The organism is Cupriavidus basilensis (genome assembly GCF_008801925.2).
In the GTDB taxonomy this organism is placed as follows: domain Bacteria; phylum Pseudomonadota; class Gammaproteobacteria; order Burkholderiales; family Burkholderiaceae; genus Cupriavidus; species Cupriavidus basilensis.
This window is the reverse complement of sequence record NZ_CP062803.1, coordinates 660,012-677,492: the sequence shown is the minus strand read 5'-3', so window position 1 is coordinate 677,492 and position 17,481 is coordinate 660,012. Positions and strand designations below refer to the sequence as shown.

Annotated in this window: 13 protein-coding genes and 1 pseudogene; 12 read left to right on the top strand and 2 right to left on the bottom strand. The window is 66.7% G+C overall.

From position 1 onward, the window contains the following. Positions 1-4 precede the first annotated feature (4 nt). Complete coding sequence (locus tag F7R26_RS03020) at positions 5-1,066, bottom strand: serine/threonine protein kinase (RefSeq protein WP_193692122.1); 1,062 nt, start codon at positions 1,064-1,066, stop codon at positions 5-7. A 33-nt stretch (positions 1,067-1,099) separates the two neighbouring features. Further along, positions 1,100-2,767, bottom strand: a complete 1,668-nt coding sequence (locus tag F7R26_RS03015; RefSeq protein WP_193692121.1) for a DEAD/DEAH box helicase — start codon at positions 2,765-2,767, stop codon at positions 1,100-1,102. A gap of 308 nt (positions 2,768-3,075) precedes the next feature. Here F7R26_RS03015 and F7R26_RS03010 point away from each other — a divergent pair, with 308 nt between their 5' ends. The 12 genes and pseudogenes from F7R26_RS03010 to gmhB all read left to right on the top strand — a co-directional run. Next, entirely contained in the window at positions 3,076-4,764 is a 1,689-nt protein-coding gene (locus F7R26_RS03010; protein ID WP_150993545.1) for a ClcB-like voltage-gated chloride channel protein, read from the top strand. A 124-nt stretch (positions 4,765-4,888) separates the two neighbouring features. Continuing rightward, positions 4,889-5,269, top strand: coding sequence for a hypothetical protein (locus tag F7R26_RS03005; protein ID WP_150993543.1), 381 nt, complete (start codon positions 4,889-4,891; stop codon positions 5,267-5,269). A 94-nt stretch (positions 5,270-5,363) separates the two neighbouring features. Next, on the top strand, positions 5,364-6,716 hold the full coding sequence (miaB, locus tag F7R26_RS03000; RefSeq protein ID WP_150993541.1) for a tRNA (N6-isopentenyl adenosine(37)-C2)-methylthiotransferase MiaB: 1,353 nt from the start codon (positions 5,364-5,366) through the stop codon (positions 6,714-6,716). Positions 6,717-6,756: 40 nt separating this feature from the next. After that, a complete protein-coding gene (locus tag F7R26_RS02995; RefSeq protein WP_043343789.1) occupies positions 6,757-7,752 on the top strand; it encodes a PhoH family protein in 996 nt (331 codons plus the stop codon). Positions 7,753-7,766: 14 nt separating this feature from the next. Next, positions 7,767-8,519 carry an rRNA maturation RNase YbeY gene (gene ybeY / locus F7R26_RS02990; RefSeq protein ID WP_416351297.1) on the top strand — a complete coding sequence of 251 codons (753 nt, stop codon included), beginning with the start codon at positions 7,767-7,769 and terminating at the stop codon, positions 8,517-8,519. Positions 8,520-8,728: 209 nt separating this feature from the next. Then, positions 8,729-9,691, top strand: coding sequence for an IS5 family transposase (locus F7R26_RS02985; RefSeq protein WP_150993652.1), 963 nt, complete (start codon positions 8,729-8,731; stop codon positions 9,689-9,691). Between the two features lie 444 nt (positions 9,692-10,135). After that, the gene (locus tag F7R26_RS02980; RefSeq protein WP_150988072.1) at positions 10,136-11,008 is read left to right on the top strand and encodes an HlyC/CorC family transporter; all 873 of its coding nucleotides are present in this window, start codon (positions 10,136-10,138) and stop codon (positions 11,006-11,008) included. Next, complete coding sequence (lnt, locus tag F7R26_RS02975) at positions 11,005-12,612, top strand: apolipoprotein N-acyltransferase (protein ID WP_150988069.1); 1,608 nt, start codon at positions 11,005-11,007, stop codon at positions 12,610-12,612. The genes F7R26_RS02980 and lnt overlap by 4 nt, the downstream gene beginning before the upstream one ends. 480 nt (positions 12,613-13,092) lie before the next feature. Next, complete coding sequence (gene glyQ / locus F7R26_RS02970) at positions 13,093-14,043, top strand: glycine--tRNA ligase subunit alpha (protein WP_150988066.1); 951 nt, start codon at positions 13,093-13,095, stop codon at positions 14,041-14,043. Next, on the top strand, positions 14,040-14,687 hold the full coding sequence (locus F7R26_RS02965; protein WP_150988063.1) for a hypothetical protein: 648 nt from the start codon (positions 14,040-14,042) through the stop codon (positions 14,685-14,687). The genes glyQ and F7R26_RS02965 overlap by 4 nt, the downstream gene beginning before the upstream one ends. Before the next feature lie 36 nt (positions 14,688-14,723). Beyond that, a complete protein-coding gene (glyS, locus tag F7R26_RS02960) occupies positions 14,724-16,856 on the top strand; it encodes a glycine--tRNA ligase subunit beta (RefSeq protein WP_150988060.1) in 2,133 nt (710 codons plus the stop codon). 11 nt (positions 16,857-16,867) lie between these two features. After that, positions 16,868-17,464: pseudogene (gene gmhB / locus F7R26_RS02955) on the top strand (D-glycero-beta-D-manno-heptose 1,7-bisphosphate 7-phosphatase); the annotation flags it as partial. Between the last annotated feature and the right edge of the window lie 17 nt (positions 17,465-17,481).

Here is a 17,481-nt window from a genome sequence, read left to right as displayed (position 1 = left end):
CGGGTCAGACCGGCCAGAGCGGCGGCTCGTCCATCAGCGCGACCTGCTCGCGCAGCTCCAGGATGCGGTCCTGCCAGTAGCGGGCAGTCCCAAACCACGGGAATGCCGCCGGAAAGGCCGGATCGCGCCAGCGGCTGGCCAGCCAGGCGCTGTAATGCAGCAGGCGCAGCGTGCGCAGCGCCTCGATCAGGTAAAGCTCACGCGGCTGGAATTCCGCGAAATCCTCATAGCCGGCCAGGATGTCGGCCATCTGACCCTGCTGGGCGGCGCGGTCGCCTTCCAGCAGCATCCACAGATCCTGCACCGCCGGCCCCATGCGGCTATCGTCGAAGTCGACAAAGTGGGGCCCGGGCGGGCGCGAACCCGCATGCGACGCCTCGATCCACAGCACATTGCCGCGATGGCAATCGCCATGCAGCCGCAACTGCGCGACATCGCCCGCGCGCTCGAAGCAGCGGCGAGCGCCATCCACGGCGAGATCGGCAACCGCCTGCCAGGCCGGGCGCAAATCCAGGGGAATGCAGTCTTGCGCCAGCAGCCAGTCGCGCGGGGCCACCCCGAAGGTGTCCACGTCGATGGTGGGGCGCGCCTGGTAAGGACGCGTGGCGCCGAGCGCATGGATGCGGCCGATGAAACGGCCGAGCCAGGTCAGGGTATCGGCACGATCCAGCTCCGGCTCGCGCCCGCCGCAGCGGGGAAACACCGCGAAGCGAAAACCCGCGTGCGCCAGCAGCGTGGCACCGTCGCGCGCGATGGCCGGCACCGCCGGAATCTCGGCGTCGGCCAGTTGCCGCACGAAAGCATGCTCTTCCAGGATGGCGGCGTCGCTCCAGCGGCCGGGGCGGTAGAACTTGACCACCACCGGCGCGCTGCCTTCGATCCCCACCTGCCAGACCCGGTTCTCATAGCTATTGAGCGCCAGCAGGCGGCCATCCGGCTCGAAACCGGCCGCCTCCATCGCATCCAGCATCAAGTCCGGCGTGAGGCTGGCGTAGGGCACGCCATCGCCATCGGCGGGCGTGCCGCCGTCGCCGGGCACCTGAAGGTCAAACCCTGAACTGGACATGGCGCGTGGCAGCCGTTGGGGAACGTTATGGAGTTAGCGCGTGGGCTTGGCGCGCTGGCCGCCCAGCAGCGCGGCTTGCGGCGCCGGACGGCGGCCGCGTGCCGCCGGATCCTGCCCGGTGCGCGGCCGCGCGACATGGGTATCGGCACCGGCGCGGTTGCCGTTGACATCGCCATTGCGATCGCGGTTGCCATTGCCAGCGGCACGGTTGCCGTTAGCCTCGCCAGTGCGGTTGCCATTGGCCTGACCGTTACGCGGGTTGCCTTGCCCGGCCGAAGCCGGCCGTCCGCTGCCCTGCGCCGGGCGCTGGCCCGGTGCCTGCGGCGCGCGGCGCTGGCCTTGCCCATCGGCAGCGGCCGGAGCCTGGCCGCGGCCTTGCGGCGCGCGTGCCGGACGTTGCTGGCGCTCGCCAGCGTCCGCGGCCGGTGCACGGCCGCGCGGCTGGCCGCCGGCGGGCGCCTGGCTGCGGCCACGGCCACCACCATTGCCCTGGCCCTGGCCCTGGCCGCGTGCCTGCCGGCCCTTCTGGATCGGCTCGGCCGGAATGCTCGGATCGACCTCGAAGCCCGGCAGGATGGTTTGCTCGATCTGGCGCTTGATCAGCCGCTCGATATCGCGCATCAGCGAGATTTCATCCACGCAGACCAGCGAGATTGCCTCGCCCTCGGCGCCGGCGCGGCCGGTACGGCCGATACGGTGCACGTAGTCTTCGGGCACGTTGGGGAGGTCGTAGTTGACCACGTGGGGCAGTTGGTCGATGTCGATGCCGCGCGCGGCGATATCGGTCGCCACCAGCAGGCGCAGCGTGCCGGCCTTGAACTCGGTCAGCGCGCGCGTGCGGGCTGACTGGCTCTTGTTGCCGTGGATCGCCAATGCCGACAGGCCGTCCTTGTCGAGCTGCTCGGCCAGGCGGTTGGCGCCGTGCTTGGTGCGGGTGAACACCAGCACCTGGTGCCAGTCGTTCTCGCGCACCAGGTGGGCCAGCAGTTCGCGCTTGCGCTCGCGGTCCACCGGGTAGACGCGCTGCGCCACGGTTTCGGCCGTGGTATTGCGGCGCGCCACTTCAATGGAAGCGGGGTTGTCCAGCAGTCGGTCGGCCAGGCCACGGATCTCGTCGGAGAAGGTGGCCGAGAACAGCAGGTTCTGGCGCTTCGGCGGCAAGACGTTGAGGATCTTGCGGATGTCGTGGATGAAGCCCATGTCGAGCATGCGGTCGGCTTCGTCCAGCACCAGCATTTCCACGTGCGACAGGTCGATGGTGCGCTGGGACAGGTGATCGAGCAGGCGGCCGGGCGTGGCCACCACGATATCGACACCGCGCTTGAGCTGTTCGATCTGCGGGTTGATGCCCACGCCGCCGAACATCACCATGGAGCGCAGCTTGAGGTACTTGCCGTAGTTACGGACGCTTTCTTCCACCTGCGCGGCCAGTTCGCGGGTCGGGGTCAGGACAAGTGCGCGCACCGGCAGGCGCTGTCCACGCGCGGGTTCGCGGCCGGCCGAGGATTCGGACAGCAGTTGCAGCAGCGGCAGCGTGAAGCCGGCCGTCTTGCCGGTGCCGGTCTGTGCGCCGGCAAGCAGGTCGCCCCCTTTCAGGATGGCGGGAATCGCCTGCGCTTGAATCGGAGTCGGCGTGGTATAGCCCTGTTCGGCCACGGCACGCATAAGCTTGTCGGACAAGCCAAGTTCGGAAAAAGACATGAATTGACGCTTCGGCCGCCCTTTGCGCATGTGGTGCGCCAATCGCGGGGGCGACGTGAGTGAGAAAACCGAAAACCGGAAATACCGACCGGCGAAGCGAGGCGACTGCCCCCGCTTCTTTAGGAGGAAAGACCGCTAGTGTACCAGCCTGGCGCTTTTGCGCGCGCGCGGCGCCCCGAGGGACGCGCGCGCCGCTGCGCTATGATGGCGGCCATCCCCCGCCTGGCCCCTGCCTGGGTGAGCCCACGCACCGCGCGGGCGCGCGCCAGCCCGGCCCAGCCCATCCCAGCCCCCCGGATGCCGACACGATGCGGTTCAGGTTCATCGAAGACCAGGAAGTCACCCTCTTTACTGCCATCCCGGTAGGGATTGCCGCGGCCATCGTCACCACCCTGTTCAAGGAGGCGCTCGACGCTAGCGGCTACGTGATGTTTGGCACGCATGCCGATATCGTCACGGTATTCGCGGGCCTCGCCCTGATCTGGCGGGTGGCGATCCCGACGCTTGGCGGCGTGATCGCGGGCTTGCTGCTGACGGCGGCGGCCAAGCTCAATGCCGCGCAGCCAGGCGTCTCCGACTATATGGAAGCCGTTGCCAGCGGCACCGGACGCCTGCCGGTGCGCATCACCTTGCTGCGCGCGCTGTCTTCGTTCTGCTCCATCGTCACCGGCAGCTCGGTGGGCAAGGAAGGCGCGATGATCCAGCTCGCGGCCCTGTGCGGATCGGTGTTTCCGTCCGCGCGCGGCGGCAGCGGGCCGGACGGCGACACCAACCTGCGGCGCATGCTCACGGCTTGCGCGGCCGCCGCCGGGCTGGCCTCGGTGTATCACACGCCGCTGTCGGCGGCGGTCTTCGTGGCCGAGGTGGTCTTCGGCGCAGTGGCAGTGCAGCGCCTGATGCCGCTGTTCCTGGCTTCCGTGGCGGGCACCGTGGTCAGCCAGTTACATGGCGGCCTGCAGCCGCTCTATCCCGGCCTGACCGTGCCCGCCGACCTGCTGCATCCGCCCATGCTGCTGGCGGCGGTCTTGCTCGGCGTGCTGGCCGGCGTGTCCGGCGCCCTCTTCATGCGCGCCTCCAGCCTGGCCAAGGGCGCCTTTGCCCGGGTGCCGGGCGGCCTGGTGCCGCGCCTGGCGCTGGGCGGTGCCATGGTGGGCGTGCTGGCAATCTGGGTGCCCGAGGTGGTCGGCAACGGCTACTACACCATCCAGTCGATCTTGCAGGCGCACCCCTTGAGCGTATCGCTGGCGGCAGTGTTGCTGGCCAAGCTGCTGGCCACCGTGCTCAGCATGGGCTCGGGCGCGGTGGGCGGCGTGTTTACGCCTTCGCTGTTCGTCGGCGCCGCGCTCGGGCAGTTGCTGGCTCCCGCCGTGCCGGGTGGCAGCGGCGCGCCGCTGCTGCCGCTGGTGGGCATGGCCGCCTTCCTGGCCGCCACCAGCCAGGCGCCGCTGATGTCGGTGCTGATGGTGTTCGAGATGACGCTGGCGCCGGCGCTGCTGCTGCCGGGCATGATCGGCGCGGCGGCGGCCTACTACACCGCATCGCGCTGCCAGACCTTGTCCTTGTACAGCGTGGTGGCAGAGCGCACCCAGGCATCCGCCGCCGCGGAACGCGCGCGGGCCCAGACGCTGGCCGGGCTGTGCGACGCCACCGACACCGTCATCGGCCCCGAGGCCACGCTGGAGCAGGCCAGCGACAAGTTCGCCGAGACCGGCACGCGCTATCTTTATCTGGTTGGGCCGGATGGCTGCCTGCTGGGCGCGCTGTCGATCCATGCGGTGCATCGCGCACTACGCGAGCAGCCGGACGCGGGCCTGCTGGCACTGTGCGAGCGCGATTTCCCCACCCTGACGCCGGAGTCGCGGCTGCCCGACGCGCTGCGGCTGTTCACCCACCACGCGCTCAACCGGATCCCGCTGATCCGCGACACGGCCGGGCGCGAACTGATGGGCACGGTCTCCAAGCAGCGTGTGCTGCAGGAAGCATCCGGGCTGTTCTAGCGCCGCGCAGCCGGCGGGCGACCGGGTAGAATATCAGGTTGCCCGGCCCGCGCCGCCGGGGAGTAGACCCGAAGCGCTTTCGTTTTCCGCTTTCGTTTTCCGAACCGTTTCCGCCGGAGCCTCCATGCCAGCCAACCGCGCCGCGCGCCCTGCCCTTTTCGCTTTGGTCCGGGCCACCTTGCTAGCTGCATCGCTTGTTTTGCCCGCCGCGCTGCTGCCGGCAACGGCGTATGCGCAGCAGGCGTTGCGCGTGATCCCCGCGGACGCGGCCAAGGCCAAGCTGGTGCTCGCCGCGCCGTCGCCCAGCGCGCCACAGTCGGCCACGCTGGACGGCAAGACCGTTGGCGTGGCGCCGGGCCTGCGGCTGTTCGGCACGGACAATCAGTTGCTGCCCATCGGGGTGGTGGCCGGCCAGAAGCTGCCGGTACGGTTCAAGCTTGACCTCTACGGCCAGTTGCTGACGGCCTGGGTGCTGACCGAGCAGGAACAAAAAGCAGCGCAATAGTCGTAGTCCGGGGCGCGGCGACGCGCCGAGGCCCGGATGCCTTTCGTCCCCATCAAACCCTGATGCCCCCAGGTCAACCACTGAGATCGGCACCATGAAAAAAGTCTTCGTCAAAACCTACGGCTGTCAGATGAACGAGTACGACTCGGACAAGATGGTCGATATGCTCCATGCCACCCAGGGCATGGAGAAGACAGACACGCTGGAAGAAGCGGACGTCATCCTCTTCAACACCTGCTCCGTGCGCGAGAAGGCGCAAGAGAAAGTGTTCTCCGAACTGGGCCGCCTGAAGGCACTCAAGGCCGTCAAGCCGGACCTGGTGATCGGCGTGGGCGGCTGCGTGGCGAGCCAGGAAGGCGCCGCCATCGTCAAGCGCGCGCCCTATGTCGACGTGGTGTTCGGCCCGCAGACGCTGCACCGCCTGCCTGACATGATCAACCGCCGCCAGCAGACCGGCCACTCGCAGGTGGACATTTCCTTTCCCGAAATCGAAAAGTTCGACCACCTGCCGCCGGCACGCGTGGAAGGCCCGAGCGCCTTTGTCTCCATCATGGAAGGCTGCTCCAAGTACTGCAGCTACTGCGTGGTGCCCTACACCCGTGGCGAGGAAGTCTCCCGCCCGTTCGAGGACGTACTGGCGGAAGTCGCCGGGCTGGCCGGGCAAGGCGTGCGCGAAGTCACGTTGCTGGGCCAGAACGTCAACGCGTATCGCGGCGCCATGGGCGGCACCAGCGAGATCGCCGACTTCGCGCTGCTGATCGAATACGTGGCCGAGATCCCCGGCATCGAGCGCATCCGCTACACCACCAGCCACCCGAAGGAATTCACGCCGCGCCTGATCGAGATGTACGAGCGCTGCCCGAAGCTGGTCAACCACCTGCACCTGCCGGTGCAGCACGCTTCAGACCGCATCCTGATGGCGATGAAGCGCGGCTACAGCGTGCTGGAATACAAGAGCATCATCCGCAAGTTGCGCGCGCTGCGCCCGGACATGTCGCTGTCATCCGACTTCATCATCGGCTTCCCCGGCGAGACCGAGGCGGACTTCGACAAGCTGATGGCGATGATCGAGGAGATCGGCTACGACACTTCGTTCTCGTTTATCTTCAGCCCGCGCCCCGGCACGCCGGCGGCCAACCTGGCCGACGACACGCCGCACGAGGTCAAGCTGCGGCGCCTGCAGCATCTGCAGGCCACCATCGAGGAAAACGTGCAGCGCATCAGCAAAGGCATGGTCGGCTCGGTGCAGCGCATCCTGGTGGAAGGCCCGGCACGCAAGGATCCGACCGAGCTGCACGGCCGCACCGAGAACAACCGCGTGGTGAACTTCGCGCTGCCCGGCGTGCCCCAGGCCAGGCGCGAGCGCATGGTCGGCGAAATGATGGACGTGGCCATTACCGAAGCCTTCCCGCATTCGCTGCGCGGCGAAATCGTCGTGCGCCAGTAACCCGCGCCCGATGCAGCCTGTTGCAGCCACTCGTACCCAGATGAAAATCCCTTCAGCCGAATTCGTCGCCCCCAAGGACGACAACGCCCGCCTGCAGAACCTGTGCGGGCCGCTTGACGAGAACCTGCGCCAGATCGAACAGGCGCTCGACGTCACCATCCAGCGCCGCGGCCATCGCATGACCGTGCGCGGCGCCTACGCCCGCGACGCCGCGGCGGCCCTTGAGCGCTTCTACAACAACGCCCGCACCGCCCTGTCGATCGACGACGTGCAGCTCGGCCTGGTCGAGGCACGCCAAGTCGCCGCGCACGGCGGCTATGTGCCCGACGGCGCGAGCGCGGATACCGGCAGCGACGATGACGAATCCCCCGTGCTGCACACGCGCCGCGCGGGCCTGCACGGGCGCACGCCCATGCAGCGCGACTACCTGCGCAACGTGCTGGCGCACGACCTGACTCTGGGCATCGGGCCGGCCGGCACCGGCAAGACCTATCTGGCGGTGGCCTGCGCCGTGGACGCGCTCGAGCGCGACTCGGTCAAGCGCATCGTGCTGACGCGTCCGGCGGTGGAAGCCGGCGAGCGCCTGGGCTTCCTGCCCGGCGACCTGGCCCAGAAGATCGATCCTTACCTGCGGCCGCTGTACGACGCGCTCTACGACCTGCTCGGCTTCGACCGCACGCAGAAGATGTTCGAGCGCCAGATGATCGAGGTCGCGCCGCTGGCCTATATGCGTGGCCGCACGTTGAACCATGCCTTCATCATCCTGGACGAGGCGCAGAACACCACGCCCGAGCAGATGAAGATGTTCCTGACCCGGATCGGCTTTGGCTCCAAGGCGGTCATCACCGGCGACACCACCCAGATCGACCTGCCACGCGGGCAGAAGAGCGGGCTGGTGGAAGCCCAGCACGTGCTGCGTGAAGTGCGCGGCGTGGCCATGACCCGCTTTACCAGCACCGACGTGGTGCGACACCCGCTGGTGGCGCGCATCGTCGATGCCTATGACGAATATCACGCTCAACACCGAGACGCTTAATCCAACGCCCAATCGTGAACGCAAAGTCCTCCTCCCCCGCCAGCCTGATCCTGTTCGACGCCGAAGGCCGCGCGCGCAAGACCCAGGCACACGCCCTGCGCGTGCAGCTGCCTGACGGCCGCAGCATCACCGTGGACCTGTCGCAAGCCGCCGACGGCGTAGTCGCGCTGCTGGCCGAGCACACCGACGACCGCCAGCAGGCCGGCCTGCTGGTGCGCCCGGACAACCACGACGCCTTGTCGGTCGCCGTTACCGCCACGCCTGCGGTCACCACCACCGGCACACCCGCCACGCCGCCATCCCTGGAACTGGCATTGCAATATGGCGAAGGCATCAAGGGGCAGCGCGGCCTGCCGACCCAGCGCAAGGTCCAGACCTGGGCCAAGTCCGCGCTGTACGCCGATGCCACGCTGACCATCCGCTTCGTCGGCGAGGAAGAAGGCCGCAGCCTGAACCGCAGCTACCGCGGCAAGGACTACGCGACCAACGTGCTGACCTTCGCCTATGCCGAGCACGAGTCCGACCCGGTCAGCGGCGACATCGTCCTGTGTTGCCCGGTAGTGGAACAGGAAGCCCGCGAGCAGAAAAAGTCGCTTGAAGCACACTACGCCCACCTGATCGTGCACGGCGTCCTGCATGCGCAAGGCTACGAGCACGAGGAAGATGGCGAAGCGGAAGAAATGGAAGCCATCGAGACGGAAACGCTGCAAGCCCTAGGCTACCCGGACCCGTACCTGGCCAACGGCAGCACCAAAATCAAAGACTAGGTGTAGCAGTGTGACCCGCCCCCGGCGAACACCCCAGCGCGATGCGAAGCGAGCCGTGAAGGTGTACCAGGCCGTATGGGGCGCCTCGGGATTCGGCGAAAAGAGCGGAAAAGAGGGACCCATGTCTGAGTATCGCCTTAAGGATTCTCTGCAAAACGTGTCAGCGAGTGGCGCTTCCCCTACGTTGCACTAGTCAGGAGGAAGCTGCCATGAAGCAAGGAGAATTGGGATTGAACCTGTCGACAAAGCGCACGCGTAAGCGCGAGTTCTTGGATGAGATGAGTCAGGTGGTCCCCTGGGCAGACCTGGTTGCCCTGATCGAACCCCATTGCCCCAAGAAGAAGACCGGACGCCCACCATTTCCGGTCGGGACGATGTTGCGCGTTCACTTCCTGCAGCAGTGGTTCGGCCTGTCAGATCCGGCCATGGAAGAAGCGCTTCATGATGTGCCGCTCTATCGCGAGTTCGCTGGCCTGGACGGCGCCATGGCGCGGTTGCCAGACGAAAGCACGATCTTGAGATTTCGTCACTTGCTGGAGCGGCACGACTTGGCTGCCCAGATATTGACGGTCGTGAACGGGATGCTGGCAGGCAAAGGCCTGATGTTGAAAGCGGGAACGGTGGTCGATGCCACATTGATCAGTGCACCGACCTCGACGAAGAACAGCAGTGGAGAGCGTGATCCTGAGATGCACTCCACGCGTAAGGGCAAGCAGTATTACTTCGGCATGAAGGCGCATATTGGCGTGGATGCGGATTCCGGACTGGTGCACACCGTGATCGGCACGGCTGCCCATGTGAGTGAGATCAGCCAAGCACACAGCTTGCTGCATGGCAATGAAACAGATGTCTTTGGCGATGCCGGCTTCGTTGGCGTGCACAAGCGGCCCGAGGCTGCACCGGGGGTGAGGTGGCACGTGAGCATGCTGCCCGGCAAGCGCCGCAGACTCGATCTCAGCGATCGTGCTCAAGCGATGCTCAATGAGATCGAATCGATCAAAGCGAAGATCCGGGGGAAGGTGGAACATCCATTCCGGGTGCTGAAGCAGCAGTTCGGCATGGCCAAGGTCCGTTACCGAGGTCTCGCGAAGAACACGGCACAACTGAAGACGCTGTTTGCACTAAGCAATCTCTGGATGGCTCGCAGAGCGCTGCTTGCGTACGGCGTGTGACGCCGATTGAGGGGCCGAATGGCCTCCCAACCGGGTAGAGAACGGGATTGCGCTGACGCAACCAGCCGGAGAGCCGCGGAGATCCAAACCGCGACGGTGTCGATAAGACGCCCGGGTCACGAAACTGAGTTTTTCAGGCGATCCTTAAGGCGATGCGAGTTTGGGTCCCGGCCGCTCTTTTCGTCGAATCCCGAGGAGGTAGTCGCCCCATCCGGCGCGCCTTTTTTGCCTACTTTCTTGGCCGTTGGCAAGACAAGAAAGTAGGTCGCCGCCCCACAGGGGTGGTGAAACCGAAGTTGCAGTTAAGCAGTTGACGTCAAGCCAGCGCAAGCCAGTTTTCCTGTCGCAGTTGCCATTCCAAACCCCACCAAACCTCCCCCATCACAGCCCCCAAACCCTTTTAGTGTATCCTTCAACCGATATCCACCCCGCGCTCGTCGCGCCATGAACGACCCTTATCCCAGTTCGAAGTCAGCCGACCGTCCCCGATCCCTGCTCGAACGGCTCTCGGATTTCATCTCTCCGGAGCCCGACTCCCGTGCCGAATTGCTTGAGGTGCTCCAGGATGCGCATGCGCGCAACCTGATCGACGCCGACTCGCTTTCCATGATCGAAGGCGTGTTCCAGGTATCCGAACTCACCGCGCGCGACATCATGGTCCCCCGTGGCCAGATGGACACCGTCAATATCGCCGATGCGCCGGAGAGCTTCATTCCCTTCATGCGGCAGACAGCGCACTCGCGCTTTCCGGTCTATGAAGGCAGCCGCGACAACATCATCGGCATCCTGCTCGCCAAGGACCTCTTGCGGTATTACACCGATGAAGAGTTCGACCTGCGCGAGACCTTGCGCCCGGCGGTGTTCATTCCCGAGTCCAAGCGCCTCAATATCCTGTTGCGCGACTTCCGCATCAACCGCAACCACATCGCCATGGTGGTGGACGAGTACGGCGGCGTCGCCGGCCTGGTCACCATCGAGGACGTGCTGGAGCAGATCGTGGGCGACATCGAGGATGAGTTCGACCTCGACGAAGACCACGACAACATCGTGCAGCTGCCCGATGGCAGCTGGCGCGTGCATGGACTGACCGAAATCGAGCAGTTCAACGAAACCTTTGGCACGCAATTCTCGGATCACGACGTCGATACCGTGGGCGGCTTGCTGAGCAACCACCTGGGTCACGTGCCGCATCGTGGCGAAGTGGTGGTGTTGCCGCCGATGCGCTTCGAGGTCCTGCGTGCCGACGCCCGCCAGGCGCACCTGATGCTGGTGCGCCGCGAGGCACCGCTCACCCCACCCGACATGGACGGCGCATGAAGCGCCTTGTCCAGGCATGGTCCGGCGCCGCCAGCGCCGGACGCGACGACGCGCGCGGCGTGAGCCTGCCCCGCCTGCTGCTGGCTGCCGTGCTGGGCGTGGCCCATACCCAGGCCTACGCGCCGCACACCTGGTGGTGGCTGCAACTACTGGCGCTGGCGGGGCTGGTGGCACTGGTCGCCGATGCGCCGCGCACCCGTGGCGCGGCCGCCACCGGCTATGCATTCGGCCTCGGCTGGTTCCTCTCCGGCATCTGGTGGCTCTATATCAGCATGCACGTCTATGGCGAGATGCCGGCGTGGATGGCGATGCTTGCCGTGCTGCTGTTCGGTGCCTTCCTCTCGCTCTATCCGGCACTGGCCGCCGCCACGTGGCACTGGCTGACTGCCCGCCGTACGCGGACAACCTCATTGGCACGGCTCGCGCCACTCGCCTTTGGGGCAGCCTGGGGGCTGTCGGAATGGCTGCGCGGCGTGGTCTTCACCGGCTTTCCGTGGCTGTCCAGCGGCTACGCCCATACCGATGGCCCGCTGGCCGGCTTCGCGCCGCTGGTGGGCGTCTATGGCATCGGCGCGCTGGCCGCGACCGTGGCCGCCTTGCTGGTGACCGCGGTGCGTGGCTTTGGCCGTGGTCGCGATGCGCACGCCAACCCGCATGGCATGCGGGCCGGCGCGATCGCCCTGGCGGCCGCCGTGGCGCTGCCGCTGGCCGGCGCCGCGCTGGTGCCGATCGCCTGGACCACGCCTGCCGGCAAGCCCATTTCGGTGCGGCTGCTGCAAGGCAACGTGGCGCAGGACATCAAGTTCGAGCCGGTCGGCGTGCAGCGCTCGCTTGAGCTCTATCGTGACCTGATCACCGCCGCCCCGGCCGATCTGGTCGTGACGCCGGAGACGGCGTTCCCGGTGATCTTGCAGGACCTGCCGGTGGACATCGCCATCGCGGTGCGCGACTTCACCGTGGCTAGCGGCACCACCGTGCTGTTCGGCGCCGCCGGCGCGGATTCACCGGTCGATTTCACCAACAGCGTCTTTGGCCTGGGCCCGCTGACCGAACGGCTGTACCGCTACAACAAGCACCACCTGGTGCCGTTCGGCGAGTTCATTCCCTTCGGCTTTCATTGGTTCGTCAACATGATGAAGATGCCGCTGGGGGATTTCCGCCGCGGCGGGCTGGACCAGGCGCCGCTGCCCGTGCGCGGCATCCTGGTGGCGCCCAATATCTGCTACGAGGATCTGTTCGGCGAAGAAATCGCCGAGACCCTGCGCAGCCAGAAGGTGCCGGCCAATATCCTGGCCAACGTGACCAACCTGGCGTGGTTCGGCGACACCATCGCGCTAGACCAGCATCTGCAGATCTCGCGCATGCGCGCACTGGAAACGCGCCGGCCGATGCTGCGCTCGACCAATACCGGCATGACAGCCGTAGTGACGCCGGACGGCGTGGTGGCGGGACAACTGCCGACCTTCACCGTCGGCACGCTTACCGCCAATGTGCAGGGCACGCAGGGTTTCACCCCTTACGTGCGTTGGGGCAATGTACCGGCGCTGGCGGCATGCCTGCTGGTGCTGGCGCTGGCGGCCTGGCACCGCCGCCGGCAGGGCTGACGATAGCCCGGGCCGGCCTGCGCCGGCCCCATCGCGAGGCCTGTCGTCAGGTCGACGCCGCTACGGCCGAGACCAGGGCGGCGGCAATCATCACTGCAATGGCGACGAGATAAGGCTTGCGAGAAAGTAGCGACATGACCGGTGTCCCCGTAACTGGATTGATTCAAACGGTTGCGGCTGTTATGCACAGCTCTGCCTAATACTGTATACAAAAACACTAACGACCAGTATCCGGCAGGCCTTTAGCACCCTTCGGTGTTTACCCGATTCGTTGCAAAACGCCGACACCCCATGCCAGCCCCGCGGGCGGGATTGGACGCCCTGACGCATGCAAGGGGCGTGCCGATGGCTGGCGGCGGCAAAAAAACCGATAGAATTCAGGGTTTGGCACGATCTTCGTGAGGCGCCGCGGCAACTTTGCCGCCTCGCCGTCCGCCCTTGCTTGCTGGCCTGCGTGCAGGCCCTTACTAGTCTTCGCCTATGCTGACCTTCCAACAAATGATCCTCACCCTGCAGGCCTACTGGGACCGGCAGGGTTGTGCACTCTTGCAACCTATCGATCTGGAGGTCGGCGCCGGCACCTCGCACGTGCACACCTTCCTGCGCGCGATCGGCCCGGAACCGTGGCGAGCCGCCTATGTGCAGCCGTCGCGCCGCCCCAAGGACGGGCGCTATGGCGAGAACCCCAACCGCCTGCAGCACTACTACCAGTACCAGGTGGTACTCAAGCCGGCACCCGAGAACATCCTGGAGCTATACCTTGGCTCGCTGGAAGCGCTGGGCCTGGACCTGAAGCAAAACGACATCCGCTTCGTCGAGGACGACTGGGAGAACCCCACCCTCGGCGCCTGGGGCCTGGGCTGGGAAGTCTGGCTCAACGGCATGGAAGTCACTCAATTCACCTACTTCCAGCAGGTTGGCGGCATCGACTGCAAGCCCATTACCGGCGAGATCACCTACGGCATCGAGCGCCTGGCGATGTACCTGCAGAAGGTCGAGAACATCTATGACCTGGTGTGGACCGAGTGGGAAGAAAACGGCAAGACGCGCCGCCTGACCTACGGCGACGTCTATCACCAGAACGAAGTGGAGCAATCCACCTACAACTTCGAGCAGAGCAACACCGAGATCCTGTTCCGCCACTTCGCCGAGTACGAGTCCGAGGCCAAGCGCCTGATGGGTGCCGCCGAAGCCACGCAACAGGACGCACCGGCCGAAGCCGCCAAGCGCCTGGCGCTGCCGGCCTACGAGCAACTGCTCAAGGCCGCACACACCTTCAACCTGCTGGATGCGCGCGGCGCGATCTCGGTCACCGAGCGCGCGGCCTACATCGGCCGCATCCGCAACCTGTCGCGGCTGGTGGCCCAGGCCTACTACGACTCGCGCGAGTCGCTGGGCTTCCCGATGTGCGAGCGCGAGGCCGCCGCATGACCCGCGCAGCGCGCAGCGCGCTATGCCGAGGCGCTGCCCTGGCACTGCTGGCCTTGGGGGCGCAGGGTGCCGCCCAGGCCACCGCGCCGATGCCGAGCCCGCAGGTGCTGTACCTGCCGGCCGACCTGTCCAATGTGTGCGAGGCCAATCCGCAGGCCCTGCAGCAGGCGATCGACCGGCACTGGCATGGCGCTTTCGGCCCGAACAACTCGCTGGACCAATGGACCCAGCTGGTGCGCACGTTCTCGTGCGATCTCTCGGGCTCCAAGGACCTGGGCTGGCACCGCGTGCCCCTGCGCGCCTATGAAAGCGCGATCCGCTACCCGCTCTCGTGGATTGAGACCGAGACGGTCAACGGGCGGGTGCGCAGGCAGATCAAGACGTATTACTCGGCCGCGCAGCTGCCGCCCAGGATCGACTTCTGGGTGAGCGGCCGCATCGACGAGATCCGCTACGACAAGCGGCTGCGCCGCCTCGATGCCCGCTTCTTCGCGCCCCGTCCCGCCCCCGGCGGCCGTGGCGGCAGCGCAAGCAACGGCACCAGCGCAGACACGCAGTGCGTAGCAACCACACTGCAATTCCGCCAGCAAAACGGCCTGTGGCTGTTGTCCGGCGTAGAACCTACTATTGCACCGCGCTGCTAGAACGCAGCGCGTGCCACAACTTGTTGGAAACGATTCATGTCGCAACTCCTGACCGATTCGAACGATACGCTGCTGATCGAGCTGCTCACCGAAGAGCTGCCGCCCAAGGCGCTGGCACGCTTGGGCGACGCCTTCGCGCAGGGCCTCTTCGCCGGCCTCTCCGAGCGTGGCCTGGTAGGTGACGGCGCCGCCGTGACCGCGTTCGCCACGCCGCGCCGGCTGGCTGCGCTGGTCACCAAAGTGCGCCGTAACGCGCCCGATCGCGAGCAGCGCGAGAAAGTGCTGCCACTGACCGTCGCGCTGGACGCCAGCGGCCAGCCCACCGCCCCGCTGGCCAAGAAACTGGCCGCCCTGGCTAAATCGGTGGGCGTCGAGGCGATCGACTGGCAAACCCTGGAGCGCGCCTCCGACGGCAAGGCCGACGCCTTCTTCTACTGCTACACCGCGCGCGGCGCCGAACTGGGCGCCGGGCTGCAGGCAGCGCTGGACGACACCATCGCCAAGCTGCCCATCCCCAAGGTGATGAGCTACCAGCGCCCGGACGGCAGCACGGTGCATTTCGTGCGCCCCGCGCACGGTTTGATCGCACTGCTTGGCACCGAGGTGGTGCCGCTCAGCGTGCTGGGGCTGCAGTCGGGCCGGACCACGCGCGGCCACCGCTTCCTCTCCAGCGGCGAGATCGAGATCCCGCATGCAGGCGAATACGCCGCCGTGCTGGCGTCGCAAGGCCACGTGCTGGCCAGCTACGCGGATCGCCGCGAACGCATCCGCACCGCGCTGCTGGAGCAGGCGGGCGCCGACCAGGTCGTGATGCCCGATGCGCTGCTCGACGAAGTCAACTCGCTGGTGGAATGGCCGGTGGTCTATCCTTGCCACTTCGAGGAGGTCTTCCTCGAAGTACCGCAGGAATGCCTGATCCTGACCATGCAGACCAACCAGAAATACTTCGCGCTGACCGATGCCGCCGGCCACCTGCGCAACCGCTTCCTGGTGGTTTCCAACCTGGCCACCGATACGCCGGAGTCCATCATCAGCGGCAACGAGCGCGTGGTGCGCCCGCGCCTGGCGGACGCCAAGTTCTTCTTCGACCAGGACCGCAAGAAGACCCTCGCCTCGCGCGTGCCGCAGCTGGCCAACGTGGTCTATCACAACAAGATCGGCACGCAACTCGACCGCGTGCAGCGCCTGCAGCAGATCGCCGGCCACATCGCCGACGCGCTGGCCGCAGCCGGCATTGCCGTGGAAAAGGCGGCCGCCATGCGTGGCGCCGAACTCGCCAAGGCCGACCTGCTGACCGATATGGTGGGCGAATTCCCGGAACTGCAAGGCACCATGGGCACGTACTACGCGCGCCATGACGACGAAGCGCAGAGCGTGGCGCTGGCCTGCTCAGAGCACTACCGCCCGCGCTTTGCCGGCGACGCCCTGCCGGGCAGCCCGGTGAGCCTGGCCGTGGCGCTGGCCGACAAACTGGAAACGCTGGTCGGCATCTGGGGCATCGGCCTGTCGCCCACCGGCGAGAAGGACCCGTTCGCGCTGCGCCGCCATGCGCTGGGCATCCTGCGCATGCTCGTCGAAACCCCGCTGCCACTGTCGATCGACGCGCTGCTGGAACTCACCCAGCAAGCCTTCGCCGGCATTGCCGCGGTCAAGCCCGCGCAAGCCGCGATTGCAGATTTCCTCTACGACCGCCTGCGCGGCTACCTGAAGGACAAGGGCTACACCACCCATGAGGTCGAAGCCGTGGTTAGCCTGCGCCCGCAACGCCTGGACGACATCCTGGCTCGCCTGGAAGCAGTGCGCACCTTTGCCGCCCTGCCCCAGGCCGAGGCGCTGGCCGCGGCCAACAAGCGCATCACCAACATCCTGCGCAAGAACACCGAGCCCGTAGGCACGGTGCAGCCGGCCCTGCTCCAGGAAGCCGCCGAAAGCGCGCTGCACAAGGCGGTGGAAAGCGTGCGTCCGCAAGTGGATGCCGCCTTCGCCAATGGCGACTTCGCCACCGCGCTGCGCGACCTGGCGCAGCTGCGCGAAGCGGTCGACCAGTTCTTCAACGATGTCATGGTGATGGCCGAAGACCCGCAGCTGCGCGCCAACCGGCTCGCGCTGCTGGCCTCGCTGCACGTGCTGGCCAATCGCGTGGCCGACATCTCCAAGCTGGCCGCGTAAGCGCCCAGGCACCACAACGGGAAGCCATCATGCCGCAGACACCGCCCAAGCTTGTCGTGCTCGATCGCGACGGGGTCGTCAACCTCGACAGCGACCAGTTCATCAAGACGCCGGACGAATGGATCCCCATCGATGGCAGCCTGGAAGCGATTGCAGCGCTCAACCAGGCCGGCTATCGCGTGGTGATCGTCAGCAACCAGTCCGGCATCGGCCGCGGCCTGTTCGAGATGAGCGCGCTCAACGCCATGCACGAGAAGATGCACAAGGCGCTGGCCAACCTGGGCGGGCGCGTCGACGCGGTCTTCTTCTGCCCGCATACGGCGGCCGACGGCTGCGATTGCCGCAAACCCAAGCCCGGCATGCTTGAGCAGCTGGCGGAGCGCTTCGGCGTCGAGCTCAAGGGCGTGCCGCTGGTGGGCGACTCCCTGCGCGACCTCGAAGCCGGGCTGGCGGTAGGCTGCGCCCCGCACCTGGTGCTGACCGGCAAAGGCCCCAAGACCGAGAAAAAAGGCGGCCTGCCGCCCGGCACGCTGATCCACGACGACCTGCGCGCCTTTGCGCGCTGGCTGCTCACCGGCGATGGCGCCCCGCGCCAGGCCGGCTCCTGAACCCAACTCCCGTACCG

Excerpts from the sequence above, each read along its gene's own strand:
- lnt (WP_150988069.1), top strand. The coding sequence starts at position 11,005 with ATGAAGCGCCTTGTCCAGGCATGGTCCGGCGCCGCCAGCGCCGGACGC.
- F7R26_RS02985 (WP_150993652.1), top strand. The coding sequence starts at position 8,729 with ATGAAGCAAGGAGAATTGGGATTGAACCTGTCGACAAAGCGCACGCGT.
- F7R26_RS02995 (WP_043343789.1), top strand. The coding sequence starts at position 6,757 with ATGAAAATCCCTTCAGCCGAATTCGTCGCCCCCAAGGACGACAACGCC.
- glyQ (WP_150988066.1), top strand. The coding sequence starts at position 13,093 with ATGCTGACCTTCCAACAAATGATCCTCACCCTGCAGGCCTACTGGGAC.
- F7R26_RS03015 (WP_193692121.1), bottom strand. The coding sequence starts at position 2,767 with ATGTCTTTTTCCGAACTTGGCTTGTCCGACAAGCTTATGCGTGCCGTG.
- F7R26_RS03010 (WP_150993545.1), top strand. The coding sequence starts at position 3,076 with ATGCGGTTCAGGTTCATCGAAGACCAGGAAGTCACCCTCTTTACTGCC.
- miaB (WP_150993541.1), top strand. The coding sequence starts at position 5,364 with ATGAAAAAAGTCTTCGTCAAAACCTACGGCTGTCAGATGAACGAGTAC.
- F7R26_RS03020 (WP_193692122.1), bottom strand. The coding sequence starts at position 1,066 with ATGTCCAGTTCAGGGTTTGACCTTCAGGTGCCCGGCGACGGCGGCACG.
- glyS (WP_150988060.1), top strand. The coding sequence starts at position 14,724 with ATGTCGCAACTCCTGACCGATTCGAACGATACGCTGCTGATCGAGCTG.
- F7R26_RS03005 (WP_150993543.1), top strand. The coding sequence starts at position 4,889 with ATGCCAGCCAACCGCGCCGCGCGCCCTGCCCTTTTCGCTTTGGTCCGG.
- F7R26_RS02980 (WP_150988072.1), top strand. The coding sequence starts at position 10,136 with ATGAACGACCCTTATCCCAGTTCGAAGTCAGCCGACCGTCCCCGATCC.
- F7R26_RS02965 (WP_150988063.1), top strand. The coding sequence starts at position 14,040 with ATGACCCGCGCAGCGCGCAGCGCGCTATGCCGAGGCGCTGCCCTGGCA.